The 26,368-nt window shown below is 64.6% G+C and carries 25 protein-coding genes; 10 read left to right on the top strand and 15 right to left on the bottom strand.

The features are described 5' to 3' along the window. Positions 1 to 32: 32 nt before the first annotated feature. The 5 genes from CH291_RS08090 to CH291_RS08070 all read right to left on the bottom strand — a co-directional run bounded on the left by CH291_RS08090 (position 33) and on the right by CH291_RS08070 (position 4,768). On the bottom strand, positions 33 to 926 hold the full coding sequence (locus CH291_RS08090; RefSeq protein ID WP_068048953.1) for a glucose 1-dehydrogenase: 894 nt from the start codon (positions 924 to 926) through the stop codon (positions 33 to 35). A 123-nt stretch (positions 927 to 1,049) separates the two neighbouring features. Next, the gene (locus CH291_RS08085) at positions 1,050 to 1,844 is read right to left on the bottom strand and encodes an SDR family NAD(P)-dependent oxidoreductase (RefSeq protein ID WP_094687170.1); all 795 of its coding nucleotides are present in this window, start codon (positions 1,842 to 1,844) and stop codon (positions 1,050 to 1,052) included. Between the two features lie 117 nt (positions 1,845 to 1,961). Beyond that, complete coding sequence (locus CH291_RS08080; protein ID WP_269454870.1) at positions 1,962 to 2,810, bottom strand: 3-hydroxybutyryl-CoA dehydrogenase; 849 nt, start codon at positions 2,808 to 2,810, stop codon at positions 1,962 to 1,964. 5 nt (positions 2,811 to 2,815) lie between these two features. Then, on the bottom strand, positions 2,816 to 3,973 hold the full coding sequence (locus tag CH291_RS08075) for an acyl-CoA dehydrogenase (protein WP_068048956.1): 1,158 nt from the start codon (positions 3,971 to 3,973) through the stop codon (positions 2,816 to 2,818). A 147-nt stretch (positions 3,974 to 4,120) separates the two neighbouring features. Beyond that, on the bottom strand, positions 4,121 to 4,768 hold the full coding sequence (locus tag CH291_RS08070; protein WP_068048888.1) for a TetR family transcriptional regulator: 648 nt from the start codon (positions 4,766 to 4,768) through the stop codon (positions 4,121 to 4,123). 116 nt (positions 4,769 to 4,884) lie between these two features. Between CH291_RS08070 and CH291_RS08065 the strand changes: the two genes are divergently transcribed. The 3 genes from CH291_RS08065 to CH291_RS08055 all read left to right on the top strand — a co-directional run bounded on the left by CH291_RS08065 (position 4,885) and on the right by CH291_RS08055 (position 8,477). Next, positions 4,885 to 5,229 (top strand): ArsR/SmtB family transcription factor, encoded by a 345-nt coding sequence (locus CH291_RS08065; protein ID WP_068048960.1) that lies wholly within the window; start codon positions 4,885 to 4,887, stop codon positions 5,227 to 5,229. 109 nt (positions 5,230 to 5,338) lie between these two features. Then, positions 5,339 to 7,036 carry a SulP family inorganic anion transporter gene (locus CH291_RS08060; protein ID WP_094687118.1) on the top strand — a complete coding sequence of 566 codons (1,698 nt, stop codon included), beginning with the start codon at positions 5,339 to 5,341 and terminating at the stop codon, positions 7,034 to 7,036. Between the two features lie 40 nt (positions 7,037 to 7,076). Next, complete coding sequence (locus tag CH291_RS08055; protein ID WP_094640462.1) at positions 7,077 to 8,477, top strand: xylulokinase; 1,401 nt, start codon at positions 7,077 to 7,079, stop codon at positions 8,475 to 8,477. Positions 8,478 to 8,514: 37 nt separating this feature from the next. On the opposite strand, the gene CH291_RS08050 is transcribed toward CH291_RS08055, so the two are convergent. The 7 genes from CH291_RS08050 to CH291_RS08020 form a co-directional block, all read right to left on the bottom strand. Beyond that, positions 8,515 to 9,588, bottom strand: coding sequence for an SDR family oxidoreductase (locus CH291_RS08050; protein WP_068048894.1), 1,074 nt, complete (start codon positions 9,586 to 9,588; stop codon positions 8,515 to 8,517). Between the two features lie 65 nt (positions 9,589 to 9,653). Further along, on the bottom strand, positions 9,654 to 10,391 hold the full coding sequence (locus CH291_RS08045; protein ID WP_373455114.1) for a sulfite exporter TauE/SafE family protein: 738 nt from the start codon (positions 10,389 to 10,391) through the stop codon (positions 9,654 to 9,656). Then, positions 10,391 to 11,386: an ABC transporter ATP-binding protein gene (locus CH291_RS08040; protein ID WP_094687117.1), complete on the bottom strand. Its 996-nt coding sequence runs from the start codon at positions 11,384 to 11,386 to the stop codon at positions 10,391 to 10,393. The genes CH291_RS08045 and CH291_RS08040 overlap by 1 nt, the downstream gene beginning before the upstream one ends. Then, complete coding sequence (locus CH291_RS08035; protein WP_094687116.1) at positions 11,379 to 12,398, bottom strand: ABC transporter ATP-binding protein; 1,020 nt, start codon at positions 12,396 to 12,398, stop codon at positions 11,379 to 11,381. Before CH291_RS08035 ends, CH291_RS08040 begins: the two co-directional genes overlap by 8 nt. Next, positions 12,395 to 13,381 (bottom strand): ABC transporter permease, encoded by a 987-nt coding sequence (locus CH291_RS08030; protein ID WP_094640467.1) that lies wholly within the window; start codon positions 13,379 to 13,381, stop codon positions 12,395 to 12,397. The genes CH291_RS08035 and CH291_RS08030 overlap by 4 nt, the downstream gene beginning before the upstream one ends. Positions 13,382 to 13,389: 8 nt before the next feature. After that, a complete protein-coding gene (locus CH291_RS08025; protein WP_068048905.1) occupies positions 13,390 to 14,319 on the bottom strand; it encodes an ABC transporter permease in 930 nt (309 codons plus the stop codon). Between the two features lies 1 nt (position 14,320). Then, positions 14,321 to 15,898: an ABC transporter substrate-binding protein gene (locus tag CH291_RS08020; RefSeq protein WP_094640497.1), complete on the bottom strand. Its 1,578-nt coding sequence runs from the start codon at positions 15,896 to 15,898 to the stop codon at positions 14,321 to 14,323. Positions 15,899 to 16,237: 339 nt separating this feature from the next. Between CH291_RS08020 and CH291_RS08015 the strand changes: the two genes are divergently transcribed. From CH291_RS08015 to CH291_RS26730, 4 genes are all read left to right on the top strand, one after another. Continuing rightward, entirely contained in the window at positions 16,238 to 17,233 is a 996-nt protein-coding gene (locus CH291_RS08015) for a 2-hydroxyacid dehydrogenase (protein WP_094687115.1), read from the top strand. Beyond that, positions 17,230 to 17,625: a universal stress protein gene (locus tag CH291_RS08010; RefSeq protein WP_094687114.1), complete on the top strand. Its 396-nt coding sequence runs from the start codon at positions 17,230 to 17,232 to the stop codon at positions 17,623 to 17,625. The genes CH291_RS08015 and CH291_RS08010 overlap by 4 nt, the downstream gene beginning before the upstream one ends. A gap of 202 nt (positions 17,626 to 17,827) precedes the next feature. Beyond that, positions 17,828 to 18,163, top strand: coding sequence for a hypothetical protein (locus tag CH291_RS08005; protein WP_094687113.1), 336 nt, complete (start codon positions 17,828 to 17,830; stop codon positions 18,161 to 18,163). After that, positions 18,160 to 18,324 (top strand): hypothetical protein, encoded by a 165-nt coding sequence (locus tag CH291_RS26730; RefSeq protein ID WP_156399697.1) that lies wholly within the window; start codon positions 18,160 to 18,162, stop codon positions 18,322 to 18,324. The genes CH291_RS08005 and CH291_RS26730 overlap by 4 nt, the downstream gene beginning before the upstream one ends. Before the next feature lie 141 nt (positions 18,325 to 18,465). On the opposite strand, the gene CH291_RS08000 is transcribed toward CH291_RS26730, so the two are convergent. Next, on the bottom strand, positions 18,466 to 19,359 hold the full coding sequence (locus CH291_RS08000; RefSeq protein ID WP_068048920.1) for a LysR substrate-binding domain-containing protein: 894 nt from the start codon (positions 19,357 to 19,359) through the stop codon (positions 18,466 to 18,468). Positions 19,360 to 19,513: 154 nt separating this feature from the next. Here CH291_RS08000 and CH291_RS07995 point away from each other — a divergent pair, with 154 nt between their 5' ends. Both CH291_RS07995 and CH291_RS07990 read left to right on the top strand, forming a co-directional pair. After that, positions 19,514 to 21,022: a SulP family inorganic anion transporter gene (locus CH291_RS07995; protein ID WP_256980765.1), complete on the top strand. Its 1,509-nt coding sequence runs from the start codon at positions 19,514 to 19,516 to the stop codon at positions 21,020 to 21,022. A 30-nt stretch (positions 21,023 to 21,052) separates the two neighbouring features. Next, a complete protein-coding gene (locus CH291_RS07990; RefSeq protein WP_068048924.1) occupies positions 21,053 to 21,460 on the top strand; it encodes a MerR family transcriptional regulator in 408 nt (135 codons plus the stop codon). Positions 21,461 to 21,468: 8 nt separating this feature from the next. On the opposite strand, the gene CH291_RS07985 is transcribed toward CH291_RS07990, so the two are convergent. Both CH291_RS07985 and CH291_RS07980 read right to left on the bottom strand, forming a co-directional pair. Then, positions 21,469 to 22,725 carry a lipase family protein gene (locus tag CH291_RS07985; RefSeq protein ID WP_094687112.1) on the bottom strand — a complete coding sequence of 419 codons (1,257 nt, stop codon included), beginning with the start codon at positions 22,723 to 22,725 and terminating at the stop codon, positions 21,469 to 21,471. A 158-nt stretch (positions 22,726 to 22,883) separates the two neighbouring features. Further along, positions 22,884 to 24,470 carry a ribonuclease J gene (locus CH291_RS07980; protein WP_373454847.1) on the bottom strand — a complete coding sequence of 529 codons (1,587 nt, stop codon included), beginning with the start codon at positions 24,468 to 24,470 and terminating at the stop codon, positions 22,884 to 22,886. Between the two features lie 378 nt (positions 24,471 to 24,848). Here CH291_RS07980 and CH291_RS07975 point away from each other — a divergent pair, with 378 nt between their 5' ends. Further along, positions 24,849 to 26,339, top strand: a complete 1,491-nt coding sequence (locus CH291_RS07975; RefSeq protein WP_068048933.1) for a SulP family inorganic anion transporter — start codon at positions 24,849 to 24,851, stop codon at positions 26,337 to 26,339. Positions 26,340 to 26,368 lie beyond the last annotated feature (29 nt).

Raw genomic sequence — 26,368 nt, 5'->3', positions numbered from 1 at the left:
GAATGGTCCATTCACTCAATACGGGTGACGATCTACGGCGTCGGCATACCACCGTTGACGTTCAGTGTGTCGCCGGTGACGTAACCCGATTCGGCCGACGACAGGTAGACGTACGCACCGGCGATCTCGGCGGGCTGTCCTGCGCGTCCGAGCGGTGTTTCCTTGCCGAATTCCGGCAGTGCCGAAGTCGGCTGGCCGCCGGCTGCCTGCAGCGGTGTCCAGAACGGTCCCGGCGCAACGACATTGACGCGGATTCCCTTCGGCGCCAACTGCTGTGCGAGGGCCTTGCTGATGGTGTTGATGGCCATCTTCGTTGTCGCGTAGTCCACCAGTCCGGGTGACGGTGTGTATGCCTGGATCGAGCTGGTGTTGACGATGGTCGAGCCGGCGGGCATGTGCGGCACCGCTTCCTGGATGATCCAGAACAGTGCGTAGACGTTGGTTTTGAACGTCTGATCGAATTGCTCGGACGTCAAGTCGGCCAGATCTTCGACGAACTGCTGCTTACCTGCGACGTTGATCAGCAGGTCGAGGCCACCGAGCTCGTCGACGGCAGTGCGCACGATGCCGCGCGCGGCCTGCTCGTCGGTGAGATCTGCCGGTGCCAGGACCGCGGTGCGGCCGGCGTCGCGGATCAACTGCGCAACCTCCTGCGCGTCCTTCTCTTCTGCGGGTAGGTAATTGAGAACCACGTCGGCGCCCTCGCGTGCGATGGCAATGGCTGCTGCTCGTCCGATTCCGGAATCGGCCCCGGTGATCAAGGCCTTGCGGCCGGTGAGGCGTCCGGATCCGCGGTACGTCTGCTCCCCGTGGTCGGCGAGGGGCTGAAGATCTGCGGCCAGGCCGGGCGGATCCTGGTGCTGCTCCGGGAAGCCGTCCTGGCGGTACTGCGTGACGGGGTTGGTGAAGGTGTACTGATCGCTCACTGTGGAATCGTCTCCGAATACGGTCAAATGCGTGAAGAACCTCTGCTTGATTCCGTGTATTTCACGCATGCCCCGAAGCGGTCGGCCACAAACTGTGACCGACCGGACCGCTCTGCGAAAAACTCAGGGCAGAATCGCGTCGACGTAGCCGCCGTCGACTCGTAGAGCGCCACCGGTGGTCGCAGAGGCCTGCTCGGAGCTCAGGTAGACGATCATGTTGCCGATCTCCCTCGGCTCGATCAAACGTCCGATGAGCGATTGTGGCCTGTGCTCCTTCATGAATTGCGCCTGCGCCTCGTCCCAGGGGAGGTCGTCGCCGACGAGTTCGCCGACGAACTTCTCGACGCCCTCGGTGTGGGTGGGACCCACGATCACGGAATTGACCGTAACTCCGCTTCCTGCAGCAGCTTTCGCGAATCCACGGGTCACTGCGAGCAGGGCGGTCTTCGTCATTCCGTAGTGGATCATCTCCTCGGGAATCACGACTGCGGAATCGCTGCAGATATTCTGGATTCGGCCCCAGCCCGCCTCGGTCATCGCCGGCAGATACGTGCGGATCAGCCGGATTGCCGAGAGCACATTCACCTCGAAATAGCGTCGCCATTCGTCGTCGTCGATGTCGAGAGCGGGTTTTGCTCCGAAGATGCCGAGGTTGTTCACCAGAATGTCGACCACCGGCACCTTGGCGAGCAACGTCTCGACCCCGTCGGCCGTCGCGAGATCGGCAGCAACGACGATCACCCGCGCACCCGGCACTGCCGTCAGCAACTGTTCCTCGGCCGAATCCAGCGCCGACTCGCTGCGGCCGTTGAGGACCACGCGCGCACCGGCGCGGGCCAATTCGGTGGCAATCGCGAATCCGATGCCCTGACTGGAGCCGGAAATCAAAGCGGTGCGGCCGTCGAGATCGATGTTCATGGAGCCTCCCAGAGTTGTGGAACGGCTCCAGTGTGCGCCTCCCTGCCGGATGAATGTGGCATTCAGCTTCTCCAAGAAGCTGAATGCCACATTGATCCAGAAGGGGCGAAGGGACTACTACGAATACGAGTAGAAACCCTTACCGGTTTTGCGACCCAGCATCCCGGCGTCCACCATGCGCTGCAGCAGCGGCGGCGGCGCATAGTGCGGTTCGCGGAACTCCGCGTACAGCGACTCGGCGACCGCGAGGGTGACGTCGAGGCCGACGGTGTCGGTCAGACGCAACGGGCCCATGGGGTGTGCGCAACCGTTGACCATGCCCTCGTCGATGTCCTCGGCGCTGGCGAAGCCGGACTCGAGCATGCGGATGGCCGAGACCATGTACGGGATGAGCAGTGCGTTGACGATGAATCCGGCGCGATCCCCGGCGCGAATCGTCTTCTTGCCCAGCGTGTTTCCGGCGTAGTCCGTCACCGCTGCGACGGTCTCCTCGCTGGTGAGCAGGCTGACGACGATCTCCACCAACGGCAGTACCGGCACCGGGTTGAAGAAGTGCACGCCGACGACCTTGTCGGGACGCTTGGTCGCGTTGGCCATCTTGATGACCGGGATCGACGAGGTGTTCGTGGCCAGGATTCCCTCGGGCTTGACGATGGAATCGAGCTTGCCGAACAGGTCCAGCTTGAGCGACTCGATCTCCGGTGCTGCCTCCACCACGAGATCGCGGTCCGCGAAGTCGTTGATATCGAGCGTCAACGCGATTGCAGCACGGGCCTTCTCGGCCGCGTCGGCTTCGATGCGACCGGACTTCACGGCACGAGCGAAGGATTTGTCGAGGCGGGCCTCTGCGGCGTCGGCCGTCGCCTGGCTCGTCTCCAGGATCAGTACGGAACTGCCGGAGCGAGCACACATTTCGGCGATGCCGGCACCCATGGTGCCACCGCCGATGACACCTACCAGGTTGATGTCGCTCATTTGAGCAGCGCCCGCGACATGACGACACGCTGAATCTGGTTGGTGCCCTCGTAGATCTGGGTGATTTTCGCGTCGCGCATCATGCGCTCGACCGGGAAGTCGGTGGTGTAGCCGGCACCGCCGAAGAGCTGCACGGCGTCGGTGGTGACCTCCATGGCCACGTCCGAGGCGAAGCACTTGGCAGCCGCGGAGATGAACCCGAGGTTCTTCTCGCCGCGCTCGGCGCGGGCTGCGGAGCTGTAGACCATCAGGCGGGCGGCTTCGACCTTCATCGCCATGTCGGCGAGCATGAACTGCACTGCCTGGAAGCTCGAGATCGAGGTGCCGAACTGCTTGCGGTCCTTGGTGTATGCGATGGCCGCGTCGAGGGCACCCTGTGCCAGGCCGACGGCCTGTGCGCCGATGGTGGGGCGCGTGTGGTCGAGTGTTTCCAGCGCGGTCTTGAAGCCGGTACCGGGCTCGCCGATGATGCGATCGCCGGGAATCTTGCAGTTCTCGAAGTACAGCTCGGCGGTGGGCGAACCCTTGATGCCGAGCTTCTTCTCCTTGGGGCCGACGACGAATCCCTCGTCGTCCTTGTGCACGATGAACGAGGAAATGCCGTTGGCGCCCTTGTCGGGATCGGTCACGGCCATGACGGTGTACCAATCGGACTTGCCGCCGTTGGTGATCCAACACTTGGAGCCGTTGAGGATCCAGTCGTCACCATCGGCCTTGGCGCGGGTGCGCATGCTCGCCGCGTCGGATCCCGCTTCGCGCTCGGACAAGGCGTACGACGCCATCGCGCCACCGGCGAGGGAAGGCAGGACCTGCTTCTTGAGTTCCTCGGAGCCCTTGAGGATCAGGCCCATCGTGCCGAGCTTGTTGACCGCGGGGATCAGCGAGGACGAGCCGCAGACGCGTGCGACCTCTTCGATGACGATGCAGGCAGCGACGGAATCGGCACCCTGGCCGTCGTATTCCTCGGGAACGTGGATGGCGTTGAAGCCGGAAGCGTTGAGCGCTTTGAGTGCTTCCTCGGGGAAGCGGGAGTCCTCGTCGACCTCTTTGGCGTACGGAGCGATCTCCTTCTCCGAGAGCGCCCGAATGGCTGCGCGCAGTTCGTTGTGCTCGTCGGGCGATTGGTACAGATCGAAGTCGGGATTTCCGGCCATGTCGGCCACGCTCCTCGGTGTGTCGGGGGTGGCACTGCCCACGGAGGGCACTCAGTGCCAAGGATTGCCTCAGTGTACGTCCGAATTGGTACCTGTTCAAGACCGAGTCTCCGGCATCCGGCACTCAGTGCCATCGCGTCGGGTGGCTCAGGTGCTTGTGTGATCGGCCAACGCGTCGACGACTTTGCTGACGGACGTGCCCCGGGGGAACGACGCGACGACGATCTCACCGAGGAACTGCGCGCGGACCTGCGCGAGTGCCGAACGCAGATCCTCCACGGACGTCGGGAGGCCGTCGCGGATCATCCGACGAAGGATGTAGTTGTGCGTCGCGGTCACCGTGGCGGAGAACTGCAGGATCTCGAGGTGCGGGTGATCGGGCAGAACACGCTGCAGATAGTCGACGAAGAGTCTGTCGTAGCGAAACACGGTGACGATTTCTCGATCGCGCAGCGCGGGGATCTTGTGCACCACCTGGTAGCGCAAGCGCGACATGTCCTGCCAGTCGGAAAACCGCTCGTACACCAGCTGCGCGGCATCGCACACGGCCCGCCAGGGATCGCCCTCGTTCGCTTCCAGGAACGCGCCGGCCTGCTCGAGCAGTATTTCGTGATCGGCGAAGACGACGTCTTCCTTGGCGCGGAACTGACGAAAGAATGTCCGACGCGAGATGCCGGCGGCACCGGCGATGTCGTCCACCGTCGTCGACTCGTAGCCCTTGACGGAGAACAGGTCGAGGGCCGCCGTGGCCACGGTGAGCCTGAAGTCGGTGGATTCTTCGGGGTCTCCGCGCATGGGAGTGAAGGTAGCCGAGTTTCGGGACGGGCAGGGAGGTCGTCCACTTCGGTCTGTTGATTGCTAGTGTTCGCAAGTAGCCTGCTGCGCGGTGGCGGGTGCCACGGGAGGACTTCATGGCCACGGATTCGAGCCGGCCGCTCTACAGAATGAAAGCCGATTTCTTCAAGACGTTGGCGCATCCCGCCCGTATTCGCGTGCTGGAGTTGCTGAGCGAGCGCGAGCACGCCGTGTCCGAGATGCTGCCGGAAATCGGCATCGAGCCGGCCAATCTGTCTCAGCAATTGTCCATCCTGCGGCGCGCCGGTCTCATCGAAGGCACTCGGGAAGGCCTGTCGGTGTCCTACACGTTGACGTCGCCGAAGGTGGCCGACCTGTTGGTCGTTGCGCGGGAAATACTCACGGGAGTGGTGGCCAACCAGGCCGAGCTACTGGAAGGCGAGTCCGGAGCGCGCACCTGACTCGACGGCCCGTGATGGTCTGACTCACGTCTTGCGTTCACCTGGTTCATTACTTGCTAAACTTAGCAAGTAGCTAGATCAGGATCGATGAGTTCTCAGAAAGCGTCACATGTCCGAACCGACGAAACCTTCCCGCAGGACCGACGCCCTCAGTGCTCTGACAGCGCTGCTGCCCAGGTGGAGCGAGTGGAAACCGGCCTTCCGCGCACCCGGCGCGGATCTGCTGGCCGGGCTGATCGTGGCACTGGTCGCGTTGCCTCTGGCGCTCGGCTTCGGCGTCAGCACCGGGCTGGGTGCAGCGGCGGGCCTGACCACGGCGATCATCGCGGGAGTCGTCGCCGCGGTATTCGGCGGATCGAGATTTCAGGTGTCCGGGCCGACCGGTGCCATGACGGTGGTGCTCGTGCCGATCGTCGCCGAGTACGGGCCGACCGGAGTGCTCGCCGTCGGGCTGATGGCCGGAATCATTCTGCTGGCGCTCGCCGGTGCAGGCGTCGGTCGAGCCGTCCGGTACATGCCGGCACCCGTCATCGAGGGGTTCACCGCAGGCATCGCCGTCGTCATTGCGCTGCAACAGGTTCCGTCGGCCCTGGGTATCACCGACGCCGAGGGCGAGAAGGTGTGGCAGTCCGCGTTCGACGCGGTGCGCTCGTTCGTCTCGAATGCGAGCGTTCTGACGCCCACCGTGGCCGTCACGGTCGCGATCGTCATGCTGGTCGGCGGCCGCGTGGCTCCGAAAATCCCGTTCTCCCTGGTTGCGGTCGCCGGAGCAACGGTGGTCACTCAGTTGTTCGACCTCGACATCGCCCGCATCGGCACCATTCCGTCGTCGTTGTCCGCCCCGAGCCTGAGCTTCTTCCACCTCGGTGACGTGACGGCGTTGTTGGCACCGGCGTTCGCCGTCGCTGCGCTGGCTGCACTGGAATCGCTGCTGTCCGCGACCGCGGCGGACTCGATGGGCGTCGGCCCGCGGCACAATCCCGATCGTGAGCTGTTCGGGCAGGGACTGGCCAACATCGCCGCGCCGTTGTTCGGCGGGATCCCCGCCACCGGTGCCATCGCCCGTACTGCCGTCAACGTTCGGTCCGGAGCGCGCACCAGGCTCGCCGCGCTCACCCATGCGGTGATCCTCGCCGCGATCATGTACTCCGCCGCGGGCTTGGTGGCCGACATTCCGCTCGCCGCTCTGGCCGGGGTGCTCCTGGCGACAACGGTGCGCATGGTCGAAACAGCCTCCATCCGAGCAATTTCCCGCGCCGGTCGCGGCGACACCGTGGTGATGGCGTCGACTTTTCTCGTCACGGTTCTGTTCGATCTGGTGACGGCTGTGGCGGTCGGCGTCGGGTTCGCTGCGGTGCTGGCACTGCGCGCAGTCGCGCGATCGGCCACGGTCGAGAAGGTACCGCTCGATGCACTCGACGCGGTCTCGAAGGAAGAAGAAGGCCTGCTGCGCGAACACATCGTCGCCTACCGGATCGACGGTGCACTGTTCTTCGGAGCTGCGCACAGCTTCCTGCTCGAGCTCGCCGACGTGTCGGACGTGAAAGTGGTGATCCTGCGCATGTCGCGAGTGACCACCATCGATGCCACCGGAGCTCTGGTCCTCAAGGACACGATTACCGAACTCGAACATCGCCGCATCACCGTCCTCATCTCCGCGGCCAAACCCGAACACCTGCGTCCGCTGACGGCGCTGGGCGTGTTCACCACCAAGGACGACGAAGCGCGCCGTGTTTTCGAGACCACGCCGCAGGCCATCGCCTACGCGCGCACGTTGGTGACGGAGGCAACCGCGCCTCGCGGGTAGGGTCGTAGATCACACTTGCGTAGGAAAGGACCCGCTCACCGTGGCTCTCGTTGCCGGAATCGACTCCTCCACCCAATCGTGCAAAGTCTTCGTTCGTGACGCCGAGTCGGGGGACTTGGTCCGCCAGGGGCGAGCAGCGCATCCCGACGGCACCGAGATCGACCCGCAGCGCTGGAAAGATGCGCTCGACGAGGCGATCGCTGCCGCAGGCGGACTCGACGACGTGGACGCGGTGTCGGTGGGCGCGCAGCAGCACGGCATGGTCTGCCTCGACGACAACGGATCCGTGGTCCGTAAAGCTTTGCTGTGGAACGACACTCGATCGGCGCAGGCCGCGACGGACTTGGTGTCCGAGTTGGGCGAAAAGGAAGGCACCGACGGCGGGCAGGCCTGGGCCGACGCCGTCGGAGTGGTTCCGTTGGCTTCGATCACGGTCGCCAAGCTGCGATGGCTCGCCGACCACGAACCCGAGAATGCCGATCGCACTGCGGCGGTGTGCCTTCCGCACGATTGGCTGAGCTGGCAGCTCGGCGGGGCATCGGGGCTCGACGCTCTGGCCACCGATCGAGGCGACGCCAGTGGCACCGGATACTTCTCCGCGGCCACTGACGAATATCGAACGGATTTGCTGCAGTTCGGTTTTCGGGGTCGTAACCCACTGTTGCCCCGCGTGGCCGCACCCAGCGAGGCGATAGGCCGCACGTCGGGTGGGGCACTGATCGGCCCGGGTACCGGCGACAATGCCGCGGCAGCGCTTGCCCTCGATGCGCAGCCCGGTGATGTGGTGGTCTCGATCGGCACGTCGGGTGTCGTATCTGCCGTGACCTCGGTTGCGGCCGCGGACGGTTCGGGTCTGGTCGCCGGATTCGCCGACGCCACCGGCCGTCAACTGCCGTTGGTGTGCACGCTCAACGCTGCTCGCGTCCTCGATGCGACGGCGCGGATGCTGGGCGTCGATCACGACGAGTTGTCGCGGTTGGCGCTGTCGACGACGAGCGACGGTGTGGTGATGGTGCCGTACTTCGAGGGCGAGCGCACCCCCAATCGTCCCGATGCATCCGGTGCGATTCACGGCCTGCGACTGAACAATTCGACACCGGGCCACCTCGCGCGAGCGGCCGTAGAGGGACTGCTGTGCGGTTTGGCCGACGGTATCGACCATCTGCGTTCGCAGGGGGTCGAGACGAAGCGGGTGCTGCTCATCGGCGGCGGTGCGAAGTCCGCTGCATTGCGCGAGTTGGCCCCGGCCATTCTCGGCGTCCCGGTGATCGTGCCCGAGCCGGGTGAATACGTCGCCGACGGTGCCGCGCGCCAGGCGGCGTGGACACTGGCCGGGACCAGCGAGCCGCCGACCTGGGCGCAGGCCGCGTCGAAGACATACGAGGCCGACCCGACCCCGGCGGTACGGGAGCGCTACGCGCAGGTGAGCGGAAACTCGTAGCAGGGGTCGAGTTTCCGTGCACGTGCGGCGCAGCCGCTCAGGGAATCAGGCGCGCATCTCGGTAGCGCTGGATCACCGAGGCAATGGCATCCGGTGTGGATCGGAAGCCTAGGAACCCGGCGTTCTTCGATTTGTTCATGTCGGTCAGGCATTCCATGTCGCGGCCGAGGTCGCCGTCGGTGTGCCACCACGACGCGAGCCGTGAGACATCGCTTTCGACCAGATCGTGCTTCTCGGCGATGCGCTTCCACGTTGCGGCCGCGTCGGACATGCGGGGTTCGAGTGGACGCGGCTCGCTGTCGTAGCCCTCGGGCTCGACGCCGAAGTGCGCGGCGAACTGCGGCCACAGCCAGCGCCAGCGGAAGACGTCACCGTTGGCGATGTTGAACGCCTCGTTGTGTGCGTTGTCGTCGGTTGCGGCCCACACCATCTGCTCGGCGAGCAGGTCCGCGTCGGTGAGGTCGGTGAGGCCGTTCCACTGCGTCTCGGAACCGGGGAAGACGAACTTCTCGCCGAGCTCCTTGCAGATCGCTGCGTACACGGACAGCGTCAACATCATGTTCATCGCGTTGCCGACCGCGAATCCGGAGATGGTGTGCGCGCGGTGCACACTCCAACCGAATCCGAACTTCTCGGCACCGGCGAACAATTCGTCTTCCTGCGCGTAGTAGAAGTTGGGAGTGTCGAGGCGATCCTCGGTCTCGTGGAACGGCGTCTCGGCCATCACTGCCTCACCGTAGGCATCGAACGGTCCGAGATAGTGCTTGAGGCCGGTCATCAACGCGACGTGCTTCACCGAGTCGAGGGGGCCGAGCACGTTCAGCACGTTGCGTAGCGTCGCCGAGTTGACCTCGATGTTCTCCTGCTCGGAGTCCTTCTTCATCCATGCGGTGAAAAACACGACCTCGGGGCGGACGTCGTTCAGCGCCTCCTCGAGCGAGGCCGGGTCGAGCAGATCGGCGGCCACACCGATGACGCCGTCGACCGGAGTGCTGCCACTACGGCTGAGTCCGTACGTGTCCCAGCCTGCGTCGAGAGCAACGCGGCACAAGGCTTGTCCGGAGATGCCGGTGGCACCGACGATCAATGCGCGGGTGTTGTTCGTAGTCATCGACACCGACTACCCGATCGACGCGTTCCGACACGAGATGGCGATTCAACTCACTATTTCGTGAGTCAGGCGAGCGCCGACACCTGCTGGACAACGAGCACGAGCGCGCCGACGGCGGAGACGGTGATCGCGACGATGCGCAGCCGTCGACGATCGAGGACTTTGTTTACCACCCGGGAGAGCAGAAAACCGAGAACGGTCGCCGGGGCCAGGAACACGAACAGCGTGGCGGTATGGGCATCCACCGCGCCGGCGACCGCGAGTACCGCCAGCGAGATCAGCGAGCCGACGAGGAAGAAGCAGCTCATGGTGCTGCGCAGTTCGGCTCCGGTGTTGCGCTGCCACACCAGTGCCATCGGGGGTCCGCCGATCGAGGTGGCCGTTCCCAGAATTCCCGACGCGGCCCCGGCCATCACCAGATTTCGTCTGTGCGGCAACGGGACCCAACCGAACGACGTCAGTGCGACGCCGCAGAGCACCACCAGCGCCAGCAGGATGGCCAGTCCGCGCTCGGGTAGCAGCACGAGCAGTAGTGCGCCCACCACAGAACCGGGGAGGCGACCGGCGAGCGCCCACCCTGCACCCGAGAGGTCGAGGGCGGTGCGATCGCGAATCAGAACGAGCACACTGACCACGACGGCCAGCATGATGAGCGTCGCCGGGATCAGGCCGGGGTCGACGATCGCCACGATGGGCGCGGCGAGCATACCCATGCCGAATCCGATGGACGCCTGCATCGCCGACGCGAAGAAGATGGCCAGCGCGACGACGACGAATCCGGTGATGCTCAGGTGTGTCGCCATCACGTCCCGGCGGCGACGAGGCCGAGATTGCCTGCGACGAGGGGATAGTGGCATTCGGCGATGTGATCGGCCTCGTCCGCGTCGAGCGCCACCGGGGGTGCCTCACTCGCACACAGGTCGGTTGCCTTCCAGCAGCGCGTGCGGAACCGACATCCCGACGGCGGATTCAGCGGCGACGGTACCTCGCCCTTCAGCAGGATCTTCGTCCCGCGGTTCGACGCGTCGAGTGTGGGTGCGGCCGACATCAATGCCGCTGTGTACGGGTGAGCCGGACGGTCGAACACTGCTTCGGTGGCCCCGGATTCGACGATGCGGCCGAGGTACATCACCGCGACGCGGTCGGCGACGTGTCGGACGACCGACAGATCGTGCGAGATGAACACGTACGAGATGCCGAGCTGCTTCTGCAGGTCGTTGAGCAGGTTGAGCACCTGCGCCTGTACCGAGAGATCGAGTGCGGAGACCGGCTCGTCGCAGATGATCACGTCGGGGTTCAAGGCCAGAGCTCTCGCGATGCCGAGGCGTTGGCGTTGACCGCCGGAGAATTCCTGCGGGAAGCGGTTCTCGTCGCTCGGCCGAAGACCCACCAGATGCAGCAGCTCACGTACGCGCGCGGAGCGGTCGCGTCGAGTCCTGTACAGACTCTTGTGGGTTCGCCATGGCTCGCCGATGATGTCCCCGGCGGTCATTCGCGAGTTGAGCGAACCGTACGGGTCCTGGAAGACCATCTGTACCCGCCGACGCCACGCGAGCAGTTCCTTGCCGCGCAGCGCGAACGGATCCGTGCCGTCGAACGCGACGGTGCCCGAGTCGGGTCGTTCGAGCATCATGAGGGTGCGCGCGAGAGTGGACTTGCCGCAGCCGGATTCGCCGACGAGGCCGAGGGTTTCACCGCGGCGCAGGTCCAGGTCGATGGCGTCGAGGGCGCGGAGCTTGCCGCGGCCGACGTCGAAGGTCTTGTTCAGGCCGCGGACGGTCAACAGTTGCTCAGACATGGCTGGATACCTCGTTCGGGAAGTGGCATGCCGACATCCGGCCGCTGCCGACGGATTCGAGCGGGGGACGAGTACTGATGCAGATCTCGCGGGCCAACGGGCAGCGGGCCTGATAGACGCACCCGTCGGGAATGGAGTGCAGGTCCGGTGGGGTGCCGCCGATCGACTTCAGATCCTCACCGCGGACTGCGTGGACGGGTACCGAGTCCAGTAGGCCCTTGGTGTACGGGTGTCGCGGTGCGCCGAACACCTCGGACACCGGTCCGGTCTCGACGACGTTGCCCGCGTACATGATCGCGACTCGGTCGGCCTCCTCGGCCACCAGGGCGAGATCGTGGGTGATGAGTACGACGGCCATGTCGTGTTCGGTACGTAATTCTTTGAGCAGAGCCATGATCTGGGCCTGGACCGTGACGTCGAGCGCGGTGGTGGGTTCGTCGGCCAGCAGTACCGACGGACTCAGGGCCACGGCCATGGCGATCAGCAGACGTTGGCGCATACCGCCGGAGAACTGGTGTGGGTACGAGTCCGCGCGTGATTCGGGCTCGGGAATTCCCACTCGGGTCATCAGCGCGATGGCTTCCGCGCGTGCTTGCTTGGCGGACATACCCCGGTGGATCCGAAACGGTTCGGCCAGTTGGGTTCCGACGGTGTAGACGGGATTGAGGGCCGTCAGCGCGTCCTGGAAGACGATGGCCAGTTCTGTGGCGGCGATGGTGCGCCGCACTTTGGTCTTGGCGGTGACCAGGTCCACCTCACCCATCTCCACCGAGCCGCCGGTGATGTCGGCGATCGGCTCGAGCAATCCGACGATGGCCTGTGCCGTCATGGACTTGCCGCAACCGGATTCGCCGAGCAGAGCCAGGGTTTCACCGCGTCGGGCGGTGAAGGTGACGTTGTCGACGGCGCGAATGACACCCGACGGCGTCCGCAGATCGACGGTCAGTCCGCGAACGTCGAGGGCGACGCTGCCGGTGTCGGGTCGCTGGTGTGCGGTTGCCGGTGCGCTCATGAGATGACCTTTCGTACGGGGAGCAGGCGAGAGCGCTTGGAGCGGGGGACGTTGAGTCGCCAACGCTGCGCCGGGTCGGTGGCGATGCGCGCCCAGGCAGCGAGCACAGTGGCCGAGACGGTCGTCAGCACGATGGCCAGACCGGGGAAGAACGAGAGCCACCAGGCGGTCTGCAGGTAGGTGCGGCCCTGCGAGACCATCAGTCCCCACGAGACGTCCGGTGGCTGAATGCCGATGCCCAGGAAGCTCAACGACGATTCGGCGAGAATGACGAAGCAGAAGTCCAGGGTGGCGACGGTCAGCAGGGTCGGCAGCAGAATCGGGGCCACATGCCGGCGGATCACCGATCCGCTCTTCGCGCCGAAGGTGCGGGCGGCGTCGACGAACAACCGACTCTGCAGCTCGGCGGACTCGGCGCGGGCGGTACGTAGGTAGATCGGAATGCGCGTAACAGTGAGGACCAGAACGATGTTCGCGGCACTGGGCGAGAAGACGTAGAGCACCACGACGGCCATCAGCAGGGACGGGAAGCTGAGGATGACGTCGGCGACGCGCATGGCCGCGGTCTCACGCCAGCCGCGATGGAAGCCGGCCCACATCCCGATGAACGAGCCGATGATCGCCGAGAGGATCACGGCCGGAACGGCCACCGAGAGTGTGGTTCTGCTGGCCACGATCAGCCGGGCCAGCATGCTGCGTCCCAGCGGATCCGTGCCGAGGATGTTCATCCACCCGGTGTCGAGGGTGAACGGCGGCAGATTCGAGCGGTCGAGATCCTGATCGGTGGCGGCGTCACCGACCAGCATCGGGCCGAAGATCGCGGTGAGGAAGACCAGTACCAGGATCGCGGCGGCGACGGTGGCGACCCGGTCGCGCAGCAGCAGCTTCCACAGCGGGGCCGACGCCTTGCGGGCTTCCACCGGAACCGACGGTGGAACATCCTCGGGCTCGGATGTTTTCGGTGCTTCGAAGTCGAGTGACATGTTCTTACCTAGACCTTCACCTTGTCGCGAACCCGGGCGTCGAGCAGTGCGTAGCAGGCATCGATGACGATGTTGAGCACGAATATGCTCACCGCCGTCAACAACACGGCCGCCTGCAGAACAGCGAAATCGCGCTGCAGGATGGCGTCGATCATCAACTTTCCGATGCCGGGCCAGCCGAAGATGGCCTCGACGACCACCGCGCCGTTGACGAGCCCGACCATCAGGTCGCCGGCAACCGTGAGCGCCGGTGCAGCGGCGTTGCGTAGAGCGTGGTGGGTGACGACTCGAAGATCGCCTGCGCCTTTGCTTCTCGCGAGGCGAACGTACGGTGCCGACAGCGCCGAGACCATCGCGCCGCGCACCACCTGGGTCAGTACGCCGAGAGGGCGAATGAGCAGGGTGGCGATCGGCAGCACCCAGGAGAGCATTCCGCTGTCCACGCCCGAGGTGGGCAGCCAGCCGAACAGGATGGCGAAGACGTAGACACCCATGATGGCGAACCAGAAATCGGGGATGGACGCGGCCGTCATCGACAGCAGGCTCGAGATGCGATCGGCCAGCGAATTCGGTCGGTAGGCAGCCCAGCATCCGATGATCACAGCGCCGAGGATGGCGAGGAACATCGTCGCGAACGCCAGCTGCAGCGTCGCGGGGAACGCGCGCAGTGCCATCGCCGACGCGTCCTCGCCGGTGCGCAGCGACTGCCCGAAGTCGAGTTGAACGACGCCCTTGAAGTAGTCCATCAGTTGCGTCAGGACCGGCTGGTCGAAGCCGTTGGTGGCGCGGAACGCCTCGCGTTGGGCCTGGGTTGCAGACTCGGGCAGGTACAGGCTGGTGGGGTCGCCGGTGAGCCGAGCGAGGAAGAACACGCCCAGCAGAACGACGAACAGCGGGATCAGGCTGGTGTAGATCCGTCGGCGCAGGAATCTGAACATGTCAGGGCCTCTCGGTGTCGGCGCGGGTCATGGCGGCGAGGTGCATTTCGTCGACCGTGGCCGAGTTGGGGGTGTAATCGACCGAGGATGCCTTGGCGAGCACCCCGTTCATGTGCGCGATGTAGGCCATCTGCATGATGTCCTTCGGTTCGTCGGCGAACACCTGCGCGTACGCGGCCTGCCTGTCCTCGCCGGTGAGAGCCCCTGCGGCAGCGATCTTCCGGTCGAATTCTGCTGTGCCGTAGGCACTCTGGAATCCGTCACTGGTGAAGTACTGATCGACGGTGAACGCGGAGTCGCCGGCTTGATTGCCGTGCTGAATCACCAGCAGATACGGGCCGACGTCGGGGAACGGCCGCTCCTGGTACTCGGCGGTGCCTGCGGCGTCCATCATTTCGATCGTGACGTTCATGCCGATCTTGGACAGTGAGTTCTGGATGACCTCCACCGTTTCGTTGATCTTCGGGAACTGCCCGGTGCGTCCGATCAGGCGGATCTCGGTATCGACGGGCACGCCATCGGCCCGGGCCTCGTCGATCAGTGTGCGGGCCTGGTCCATGTCGTAGGGCCACGGTGTCAAGTCCTCGTTGAAGCCGACGACACCCTCGGAGATCAATTGTTCTGCAGGGGAACCGAGTCCACGGAACAGTGCCTTGACGATGCCCTCGCGATTGATGGCGTAGTTGATCGCCTGGCGTACGCGCATGTCGTCCAGGGGCGGTTGCATGGCCTGGATGCGCAGCGCTGTGGTTTCGTTGTTGGGGTACGCGACTCCCAGATCGCCTGCGCCGTCCTCCGGTCCGACCGAGGTGGCGATCTCGGCCTCACCGTTGGTGACCATCGATGCGCGGACGCTGCCCTCGCTGCGCCACTGGTACTCGGCCCTGGCGTACTCGGGCTTCGGGCCCCAGTAGGTTTCGTTGCGCACCAGCGAGAGCTTCTGACCGTAGTCCCACCGCTCGATCGCGAACGGTCCCGTTCCGATGGGTTCGCGTACCCGCTCGGTGTAGCTCGAGGTGCGGGGCACCATCTCCACGAACGAGAGCCGAAGCGGCAGAATGGGATCGGGCTCGGGCGACTGCACGGTCAGCGTCATCGGGTCGACTGCGGTGACCACCAGGTTCGCGTCGCCGAACACGTACCCCTCGACGTTGCAGCCCAGTTCGGAATTGACGGTGCGATCGATCGAGAACGCGGCGTCCTCGGCCTCGAACGGACTGCCGTCGCTGAACGTCACGCCGGGGTGGATGGTGAACGTCCATTCGGTGTCGGAGGTCTGCTCCCAGGAGTCAGCGAGCTTGGGCTCGAGATCGCCGGTGCTGGGGTTGCGTTCCATGAGTGGCTCGGTGATGTTCGAGCGCGTCACCACACCCACCGACGTCAACGAGACGTCGCAGGCTTCGAGGGTCGGCGGCTCCTGCGGCAGAACGATGCGAAGAGTATCTGCGCGGGCGGCTCCGCCGTTGTTGGAGTTGGCGACGGTGCATCCGCTCGCGACAAGTGAAAGTGACAGCGCGCCAACGGCTATTGCGGCGACACGGTGGGTCCGTCCCTGCTGCACGAAGAGTGCAGGGCTCATGGTGGCCTCCAGTGGGAAAAAGGATCCGCGTCTGCAAGTCGCAGCCGAATCTGTGACGGTAGACACACGGTATGAGCGGGTCATCTCCACCGTCAACCGGACGAAATCGACTTTTCGTCCAGTTCTGTGGGTCACAGCGACGGCTTGACTGCGGTCCGAGTCACAGTATTGCTGGACTGACCAGGCAAGATGCATGACGACCCCGGCAGAGCTGCATCGGCGACGCGTCGTTCATGCCGTTTGGGTATCGGTCCATGTTATTTCCGTGTTGGACAGGTATTCGAAGGGCGGCATACCGTACAGGAAACGCGCACGCTCCACCATCTCGCGAGGAGAACCATGGTCACCGTCAGCTCGCAGAAAACCTCTGTGTCTCAATCCGATTCGCAACGAGGCGGTCGAGTTCTCCGAGTGGGACCGCTGAAGCCGTCGTTGATGGACACCCTGGTTACCGAGTACGACGCGCTGGAACTGCCCGAGGGCGACGATCGCGACGAGTTCCTGTCCGAGCACGGTGCGTCGATCTCTGCGGTGGTCACCTCCGGCCGCACCGGCGTCGATGCTGCGTTGATGGAACGGTTGCCGCAGCTCGGAGCCGTTGTGAACTTCGGCGTCGGCTACGACACCACCGACGTCGACGCGGCAGCCGAACGCGGCGTCGTCGTCAGCAACACCCCCGACGTGTTGACGGACTGTGTGGCCGACCTCGCCGTCGGTCTGGTGATCGACACCGTGCGCGGCCTGTCCTCGGCCGAGCGATTCGTGCGCGCCGGCCGCTGGCCCACCGAGGGCAACACGCCACTGACGCGTCAGGTCACCGGCAAGCGTGTCGGAATCATCGGCCTCGGCCGCATCGGCTCGGCAATTGCCGATCGGCTCAACGGGTTTCGCTGCGAGATCTCGTACCACAATCGCAACGAGATCGACGGTTCGCCCTACGTCTATGCAGCCAGCCCGACAGCGCTCGCCGAGAACGTCGACATATTGATCATCGCCGCGTCCGGCGGTTCGGGTACTGCGCATCTGGTCGATCGCGCAGTGCTCGAAGCTCTGGGACCGCAGGGATATCTGATCAACGTGGCCCGCGGAAGCGTCGTCGACGAGGAGGCGCTCATCGAGTTGCTCGCTGCGGGGAAGCTCGCCGGAGCGGGCCTGGACGTCTTCGCGCACGAACCGGACGTACCCGACGCCCTGTTGGCGATGGACAACGTGGTGCTGCTGCCGCACGTGGGCAGCGCAACGGTGGAGACGCGGGCTGCGATGGAAGCGCTCACGCTCGAGAACCTCGATCGCTTTCTGGCCGACGGCACCCTCGTCACGCCGGTGACGCAGTGACCGTCGTCGTCGGCTACTCGCCGACCACCGAGGGAAAAGGCGCGCTGCCCTTCGCTTTTCGCGAGGCACACATGCGTGGTACGGACCTGATCGTCGTCGCCGAGGACAGCAGTGCATCCGATGCCGACTTCGGTGCGGTCGTCGAATCTGCCCGCGAGGAGGCGTCGGCCATCGGGGTGGCGGCGAAAATTCACGACAACGAAGCGGGCCGCTCGCATGCCGACAATCTGATCGACCTGTCGTTCGACGAACAGACGCAACTGGTCGTCATCGGCATCAGGCGTCGATCACCCGTCGGAAAGTTGTTCATGGGCAGCATCTCTCAGCGCGTTCTCCTCGAGGCGCACTGCCCGGTGACGGCCGTCAAGCCGCCGGTGGGGACGCCGCGATAGTTCGGTCGGGTGGCCTGCGTTCGTGCATTCGGTAGTGAGGTCGGCGGCGGAGGATGCCAGTGAGCTGTTGACGTTGCAGCGCGCTGCAACTGGCATATCGATTTCGTGTCGGTGGGTCGGGCTACGGTCCTTCTTGCTCACGGGAGAGCGTGGTGGGTCACCCGCCGCGCATTGACCCGGCCGCAGGAAAGGAACCCGGTCAGTGCCAGCACAGGCCTGGATCACCCTCATCGTCGGTTCGATTGCCGTCGTCGGCGTGGTAGGGACCGTCAGCCAGCGCACTCGGGCGGACAACCGTTCTCAATCCTGGCAACGCATCACCTGGTGCCTCGAGAGGACCGTCAGCGAGAACGACGACGAAGCCGCACTCGGCTGGAAAGTGTTCGGCACCGTTGCCACGACTCCGTTCATCGCGCGCACCGATCGCGACACGCTGCAGGCGATCGCAGATCCCACCGTGAAGCCACAGGACGACCTGGCGGAACCTGCCGAAACCGGCGACAATGAAAACGACACAGAGACGGAGGACCCCCGATGACCACCACCGAGAACCGCCCCGCGGGCCGTGGACGCTCGATGAAGGTCCGGTCCGCAGCCGCCGAAGCATCCATCAAGCTCCGCGAGTACGACAATAAGCCCGTCCCGCAATGGCTCCGTGACGTCGCAGCTGGCAAAGACACCAAGCCGCCCAAAGATTGAGCAACCCACGAACCCGACAAGGCCCGCTCCCAACCAGGTGCGGGCCTTCGTTGGCTTTCGAGGCGCGCCGTATTCACACGAGCACTCGACCGAGACCGGCTTCGGGCACTGTCAAACCACGGCTCGATCAGCAGGAAAAAATCACGACCACTCCCGCGTCGGCAGCACATCGGTCATGAAGCGGTGCAGTGCCGGGTTGTCGTTGTCCACTCGCCAGGCGGCGTCCAACTCGACGGGGCGTTCCTTGACCGTCCGAACCGGCCGGAACACAACACCTTCCGGCCGCATGGTCGACGCGGACTCCGGTACCAGTGCCAATCCGATTCCGGAACGAACGAGCACCAGCATCGTGTGCACCTGGGTCACGTACTGCACGTAGCGCGGAGACACCCCGACGATGGTGAAGGTACTGATCAGCAGTTCGTGGAAGTACCGCGCGTCGACCGGTGAATACATGATGATCGGCTGCTCGTCGAAGTCCTCCACCGACAGTTCGCTCTTCTCGGCCAGCGGATGAGTGTCGGGCATCGCCGCGATCAACGACTCGTGCAGCACCGGCCGCGACGCGATGCCCGGACGCTTGAGCGGTGGCCTGGCCAACCCGAGATCGATATCGCCGACGGCCAAGGATTCCATCTGCACCGCCGAGACCATTTCGCGTAGAACGAGTTTCACGTCGGGTAACTTCTCGCGTGCGGCGTCGAGCAGCTGCGGTAGCACCGCATGCGCCGATGCGCCGGTGAATCCGACGACGACGGTCCCCAGGTCTCCGGTGGGGACACGTCGCACAGTGAGGAGGGCGCCCTCGGCGAGGTCGAGGATGCGTCGGGCCTCGGGAAGGAATGCCAATCCCGCGGCCGTCAGGGTCACCGATCGGCTGGTGCGGTCGATCAGCTGCACGCCGACTTCGCTTTCGAGCTGTTGGATCTGCCTGCTCAGGGGCGGCTGCGTCATGTGCAGTCGCTCGGCAGCGCGGCCGAAGTGCAGTTCCTCGGCCACGGCGATGAAGCAGGACAACCTGTTGAGCGAGAACATCGATTCATTCCTTGCATCGCGCTGGCGGTTTCGGCGTGCCTTGTCACATCAATCTAGCGGAGAGCCGACAGCGGCGACGAGTAGCAACCTTCCCTCCGGTAAGAGTAGAGTCGCCCGCGCAGGACGTCCCCTGCACTCATCGAATGGAGCCGTCGTGTCTCGAGCTGCCCAGGTGCCTGCCACCGCCGTCGAAGACGTCTCGGTGCTGGGTGCATTGCGATCGCCGAAGCGGCTGAAGACCGAAGTGCTCGCAGGCCTGGTCGTGGCGCTGGCGTTGATTCCGGAAGCCATTTCGTTCTCGATCATCGCCGGCGTGGATCCGCGCGTCGGGCTGTTCGCGTCGTTCACGATGGCCGTCACCATCTCCATCGTCGGCGGCCGGCCGGCGATGATCTCCGCGGCCACCGGAGCGATTGCGCTGGTCGTCGCTCCCTTGGCGCGCGAGTACGGTCTCGACTATCTGATCGCAGCAGTGATTCTCGGCGGAGTGCTGCAGGTCGTGCTCAGCGTTCTCGGTGTCGCGAAGTTGATGCGATTCATTCCGCGCAGCGTCATGGTCGGATTCGTCAACGCGCTGGCGATCCTGATCTTCAGCTCCCAGGTGCCGTACCTGATCGGGGTGCCGTGGTTGGTCTACCCGATGGTCGCCGTGGGCCTGCTCATCATGTTCTTCCTGCCCAAGCTGACGACCATCGTGCCGGCACCGCTGATCGCGATCGTGATACTCACCGGCGTCACACTCGTCTTCGCGTTGGCGGTTCCGGATGTGGGCGACGAGGGCGAACTGCCGTCCTCGCTGCCGTCGTTCCTGATTCCGGACGTGCCGTTCACGTTCGACACACTGTCGATCATCGCGCCGTTCGCACTTGCGATCGCGCTCGTCGGCCTGCTGGAGTCTCTGATGACGGCCAAGCTCGTCGACGACATCACCGATTCGCATTCCGACAAGACCCGCGAGGGTTGGGGCCAGGGCGTGGCGAATCTGGTCACCGGATTCACCGGCGGTATGGGGGGCTGCGCGATGATCGGCCAGACCATGATCAACGTCAAGGTCTCCGGTGCGCGTACGCGGATCTCGACATTCTTGGCCGGAGTCTTCCTGCTGATCCTGGTCGTCGGCCTCGGCGACATCGTCGCGCTCATTCCGATGGCCGCACTCGTCGCGGTGATGATCATGGTCTCCATCGGCACTTTCGACTGGCACAGCATTCATCCGAAGACGTTGCGGCGCATGCCCAAGAGCGAGACCCTGGTCATGGTGGCCACGGTTGCGGTCACCGTCGTCACCCACAACCTCGCCTACGGCGTGTTGGTCGGTGTGGTCACCGCGATGGTGCTGTTCGCCCGACGGGTGGCCCACCTGACCGAGGTCGTCGATGTGGCTCATCCCGACGAGGACACCCGGGTCTACGCGGTGAAGGGTGAGTTGTTCTTCGCGTCGAGCAACGATCTGATCTATCAGTTCGACTACGTGGGAGATCCGAAGAACGTCGTCATCGACATGTCGGAGTCGCACATCTGGGACGCGTCGACCGTCGCGACCCTCGATGCCATCACCACCAAGTACGCAGCGAAGGGCAAGACGGTCGAGATCGTCGGCCTGAACGCGCCGTCGATCGAGCGGCACGAGCGCCTCAGTGGAAACCTCGGTGCCGAACACTGACTAGGGTGGGCGGTCGAGGAGAGGCGGCACATGGCAGACGACGGCATGCACATGCAGATCGGGCAGGTAGCTCAGAGAACCGAGCTGTCCATCCGTACGGTGCGTCACTACGACGACGTCGGCCTGGTCACCCCCTCTGCTCGGACCGTCGGCGGCTTCCGGCTGTACACCGAGTCCGATGTCGAACGCCTGCTCGTCATCCGTCGGATGAAGCCTCTGGACTTCACGCTGGCCGAGATGAAGCAGCTACTCGAATCCCTCGACGTTCTGGGCGATGCGAACGCGACCGACGACGATCGGTCGTCGGCCGCGGCTTTCGTGCGTGAATGCCACGCCAAGGCAGAGGAAAGCTGCCGCACGTTGCGGCGGCAGCTCGCCTACGCCGAGGAACTGACCGAGGTGCTGTCGACTCGCGGGGCACCAGCCCGGAGCGAGTAGGTTCGGCTCTAGCGGCCGAAGCTACTGCATCCAGGTCGAACCGGAATTCCCGCGAGGCGGTCGTCCAACCACGCGAATGCACCGTGAGCTCCACTGCCGGCAACGATGCTGTGCTCACCCAGGTATTCCTCGAGGCGGACGTCGGCTCCGCGTGAACACCACTTGTCGAACACGGCCTCGGGACCTTCCTTCGGAATCCAGAACTCCTGCTGTCCGTGATATAGGAACACCGGTGCCGTCGGGGTTCCGCCGTCTCCCAATCGATTCTGATCGGCAACTGCGAGCGCCAGCGGCGAATCGAACGCATCGGGAGTGATGGACAGTGACTCGATGCGGATCGGAGCAACGATTCCGAACGGTGCAATCCCGACGATGCACAGGTCCTTCGACGCCTGTGCGAGCCGCCACCCGTCGTCGTTGTAGAGCGACAACATCTCCGGGTACTCGCGCGCAACGCCCATCGCTGCCGCGAGGAACACCGCCGACGCTGCGTTGCCGTTCATGGACTGACGTAGCAGCGCGAAGTCGGTGGGCGTTCCGCCGAACGCTGCGCCGACGATGTTCAGTTCGGGGGCGTAGGCCGGAGCCTCCTGCACGGCCCAGCCCGATGCGATCGCCCCACCTGAGTAGCCCGTAATACCCAGGGGCGCAGTCGGATCGAGGCCGAGCGCGGCGGTCGTGACCGCACCGCGCAGACCGTCGAGTACGGCGTGCGCCGCCATCGGTCCGACGGCGTACGCATGGCGTGGCCCCTGGTGGTCGGTGACTACGACGGCGTAGCCCCGCGCCAGAAGCAGCTGCACGGGCGCCAATTCCGGAGCGATGCCCCGTTGCATGGTCCACGATGGCTCACACGTGGCGCCGAGCGAATCGATGGCCATGTTGTAGGCAACAACAGGGCGTGGACCCGGCGAGGTCCAGGGCGCGGTCGGGACGATGACGCTGGTGACGATGGCAGCGGGGCGGTCCTTCGCGTCGGTCGAGGCGACCAGCAGTTGGGTGGTGGTGACCGGGGTGACAAGTGGTCCGACGGTGACGCTGCGGGTCCGCAGAACTGTTCCGGGAGCGGCTGTTTCGTATCCGGGCGGCGGAACGACCCACGGATCGTCGAGTGGTGTCGCGGCGATCGATTCGGCGGTTCGCGGTGGATTCTGGAAATCGCCGAGTGGATCGGCACCCGCCGACCATTGCCCGCCCGACACCACCAACGAAACCGCAGCGACCGCCGCTGTACACCGACGGCCGAACTTCGCGTACTTCCCCATCTGAGACCCCCCGGTCCAAGTTCCGGATCGTTACCGGAGCTTTCCAAACGACTCTAGGGGCCGAAACCATCTACAGGGGCCGAACGCACTATTTTCTCGGATCGAACCATGACGAATTGCTTCGGCGTCACGTCACCTCGCCACTCACACGAGACGCTTCAGCCGTCGACGACCACCGGGACGATGAGGGGCTGACGGCCAAGGGTCTGCTTGGCCCATCGCGCCGATTCCTGCACGATGCGCTTCTCGATGTGCTCGCGTGAGGCGACGTTCCCGTCGCTCTCGCGGGTCAGAGTCTTGCCGATCGCCTTGGCGAGTGAGTCGAAAGCGTTGGCCTCGTGGGCGAATCCGCGTCCGATGAAGTCGACGTCGTCGACCAGCAGGCCGGTGTCGGGGTCCACGATCGCGATGACGGTCAGCACGCCCTCGTTCGCGAGCAGGCGACGTTCGGCCAGCGAATCCTCCGTCACACCGCCGACGGCACTGCCGTCGACGTAGATCAGTTCGATGGGGACGGAGCCGGTGATCTGCGCGACGCCGTCGAACAGATCGATGACGCTTCCGTTCTCGGCGATCAACACTCGATCGCGGGGAACGCCGGTCCTGATCGCGAGATCGGCGTTGGCGCGCAGATGCCGCGACTCACCGTGTACGGGAAGCACATTGGCGGGCTCGAGGATGTTGTAGCAGTAGACGAGCTCGCCTGCGCTGGCGTGACCGGAGACGTGCACCTTCGCATTTCCCTTGTGCACCACGCGTGCACCCTTGTCGACGAGACCGTTGATGACGCGGTAGATCGCGTTCTCGTTTCCGGGAATGAGGCTGCTCGCCATCAGCACGGTGTCGCCGTCGCCGACCTTGATCTGATGCTCACCCGACGCCATCCGCGACAGCGCGGCGAGAGGCTCGCCTTGCGATCCGGTGCAGATCAGCGTGATCTTGTTCGCCGGAAGACGGTTGAGCTTCGGTAGATCGACGACGAGCCCGTCGGGCACATCGAGGTAATTCAGATCGGTTGCAATCTTCATGTTGCGCACCATCGATCGGCCCACGAACGCAACCTTGCGGCCCTGCGCATGCGCGGCGTCGAGTACCTGTTGAATGCGGTGCACGTGACTGGCGAAGCTCGACACGATCACGCGCCCCGTCGTTTCGCGGAACACCTTCTCGATGGCCGGGACCAGATCGCGTTCGGAGACCATGAACCCGGGAACTTCGGCGTTGGTGGAGTCGACGAGAAGCAGATCGAGCCCTTCCTCGCCGAGGCGTGCGAAGCTACGGAGATCGGTGATCCGGCCGTCCAGCGGGAACTGGTCCATCTTGAAGTCGCCGGTGTGCAGCACAAGCCCGGCGTCGGTGCGAATGGCGATGGCGAGACCGTCGGGAATCGAGTGGTTGACGGCGATGAACTCGAGCTCGAACGGGCCTTCCTGACGGGTTTGCCCCGCCTCGACCTCGATCAGCTTTGTCGATACCTTGAACTCCTCGAACTTGGCAGCGAGGAAGTGCAGCGTCAGCCGCGACGAGATGACGGGGATGTCGCCGCGCTCGCGCAGCAGGTACGGGACGCCACCGATGTGATCCTCGTGTCCGTGGGTGAGGACGATCGCAACGACGTCGTCGAGACGATCGCGGATGCAACTCCAGTCGGGGAGGATGACGTCGACGCCGGGCTGGTGCTCTTCGGGGAACAGGACGCCGCAGTCGACGATCAGCAGTTTTCCGTCGTATTCGAAGACCGTCATGTTCCGACCGATCTCGCCGAGACCGCCGGTCGCGATCACGCGAAGGTGCCCTGCCTGGAGCGCGGAGGAGGATCGCTTTCTCGGTGCGGCGGGGGATCTGCGGTTCCGTGGTGATCTCGACATGCCTCTTACGCTACGGGGGGCCTCCGACCTGGTGTCGACCCCGGTCCGAAGACTGTCGATTTGCGTCAACTCTACTGTTGCGTAAGAGTAGGGATCAGTTTCCCGACTGTTTCTCCCCCACCTGATGTGTGCGGGACGCGTGAGATGCCCATCGGGCTCCACAAACAAAGCCTTCGGGCGCAGCGATGCGCCCACCCATGGACGAGAGCGGCCGTTGGTCGGCACGTGAAGTCCATCGATCACGAATGGAGAGATATGAGCGACTCCGCCGAGCGGATTCCTACCGTCATGGGTGCCCTGCGGTCCCCCCGAATGCTCAAAACCGAGGTGCTGGCCGGCCTGGTTGTCGCGTTGGCGCTGATCCCCGAGGCCATCGCGTTCTCGATCATTGCCGGCGTCGATCCGCGAGTGGGCCTGTTCGCGTCCTTCACGATGGCCGTGTCCATCGCGTTCCTGGGCGGTCGCCCCGCGATGATCTCCGCGGCCACCGGAGCGATTGCCCTGGTCATCGCCCCGGTCGCCAAGCAGTACGGCCTCGACTACTTCATCGCCACCGTCATCCTCGCCGGCGTCCTCCAGGTGGTTCTCGGGGTCCTCGGCGTTGCCAAGCTGATGCGCTTCATTCCTCGCAGCGTCATGGTGGGCTTCGTCAACGCACTGGCAATTCTGATCTTCACCTCGCAGTTTCCGTCGCTCATCGGCGTTCCGTGGCTGGTGTACCCGTTGGTGGCCGTCGGTCTGCTGATCATGTTCCTGCTCCCCAAGGTCACCTCCGTCGTTCCCGCACCTCTGGTCGCCATCGTGCTGCTGACCGTTGCCACGGTGGTGTTCGCGCTGAACGTCCCCAACGTCGGCGGTGAAGGCGAGCTGCCGTCGAGCCTGCCCGCACTGCTGTTTCCCGACGTTCCCCTGAACCTCGAAACCCTGAGCATCATCGCTCCGTACGCGTTGGCCATGGCCATCGTCGGGCTGCTCGAGTCGTTGCTCACCGCCAAGCTCGTCGACGACGTCACCGACACGCACTCGAACAAGACCCGCGAGAGCTGGGGCCAGGGCGCAGCCAACGTCATCACCGGCTTCTTCGGCGGCATGGGTGGTTGCGCGATGGTCGGCCAGACGATGATCAACGTCAAGGCCTCGGGTGCCCGGACGCGCATCTCGACGTTCCTCGCCGGTGTGTTTCTGCTGATTCTCGTGGTCGGGCTCGGCGACATCGTGGCGTTGATTCCGATGGCCGCGCTGGCGGCCGTCATGATCATGGTCGCGATCGGCACGATGGATTGGTACAGCATTCATCCGAAGACGTTGCGGCGCATGCCCAGGAGTGAAACAGCAGTCATGCTGGCAACCGTGGTCGTCACCGTCGCCACCCACAACCTGGCCTACGGAGTCGTGGTGGGAGTGGTCACCGCGATGGTGCTGTTCGCGCGACGGGTGGCCCACCTGACCGAGGTCGTCGATGTGGCTCATCCCGACGAGGACACTCGCGCGTATGCGGTGAAGGGTGAGTTGTTCTTCGCGTCGAGCAACGATCTGATCTATCAGTTCGACTACGTGGGAGATCCGAAGAACGTCGTCATCGATATGTCGGAGTCGCACATCTGGGACGCGTCGACCGTGGCGACCCTCGATGCCATCACCTCGAAGTACGAGGCGAAGGGCAAACATGTCCGGATCATCGGACTGAACGCCGCATCTGCCGAACGGCACGTTCGATTGAGTGGGCAGCTGTCCGGCGGGCACTGACGCAGCAAGTCCGGTTCCGAAACCATTGC

Origin of the sequence: Rhodococcus sp. 14-1411-2a (assembly GCF_002259485.1) — a bacterium.
Classification (GTDB): domain Bacteria; phylum Actinomycetota; class Actinomycetes; order Mycobacteriales; family Mycobacteriaceae; genus Rhodococcoides.
This window is presented reverse-complemented; position numbering and strand designations above follow the sequence as displayed.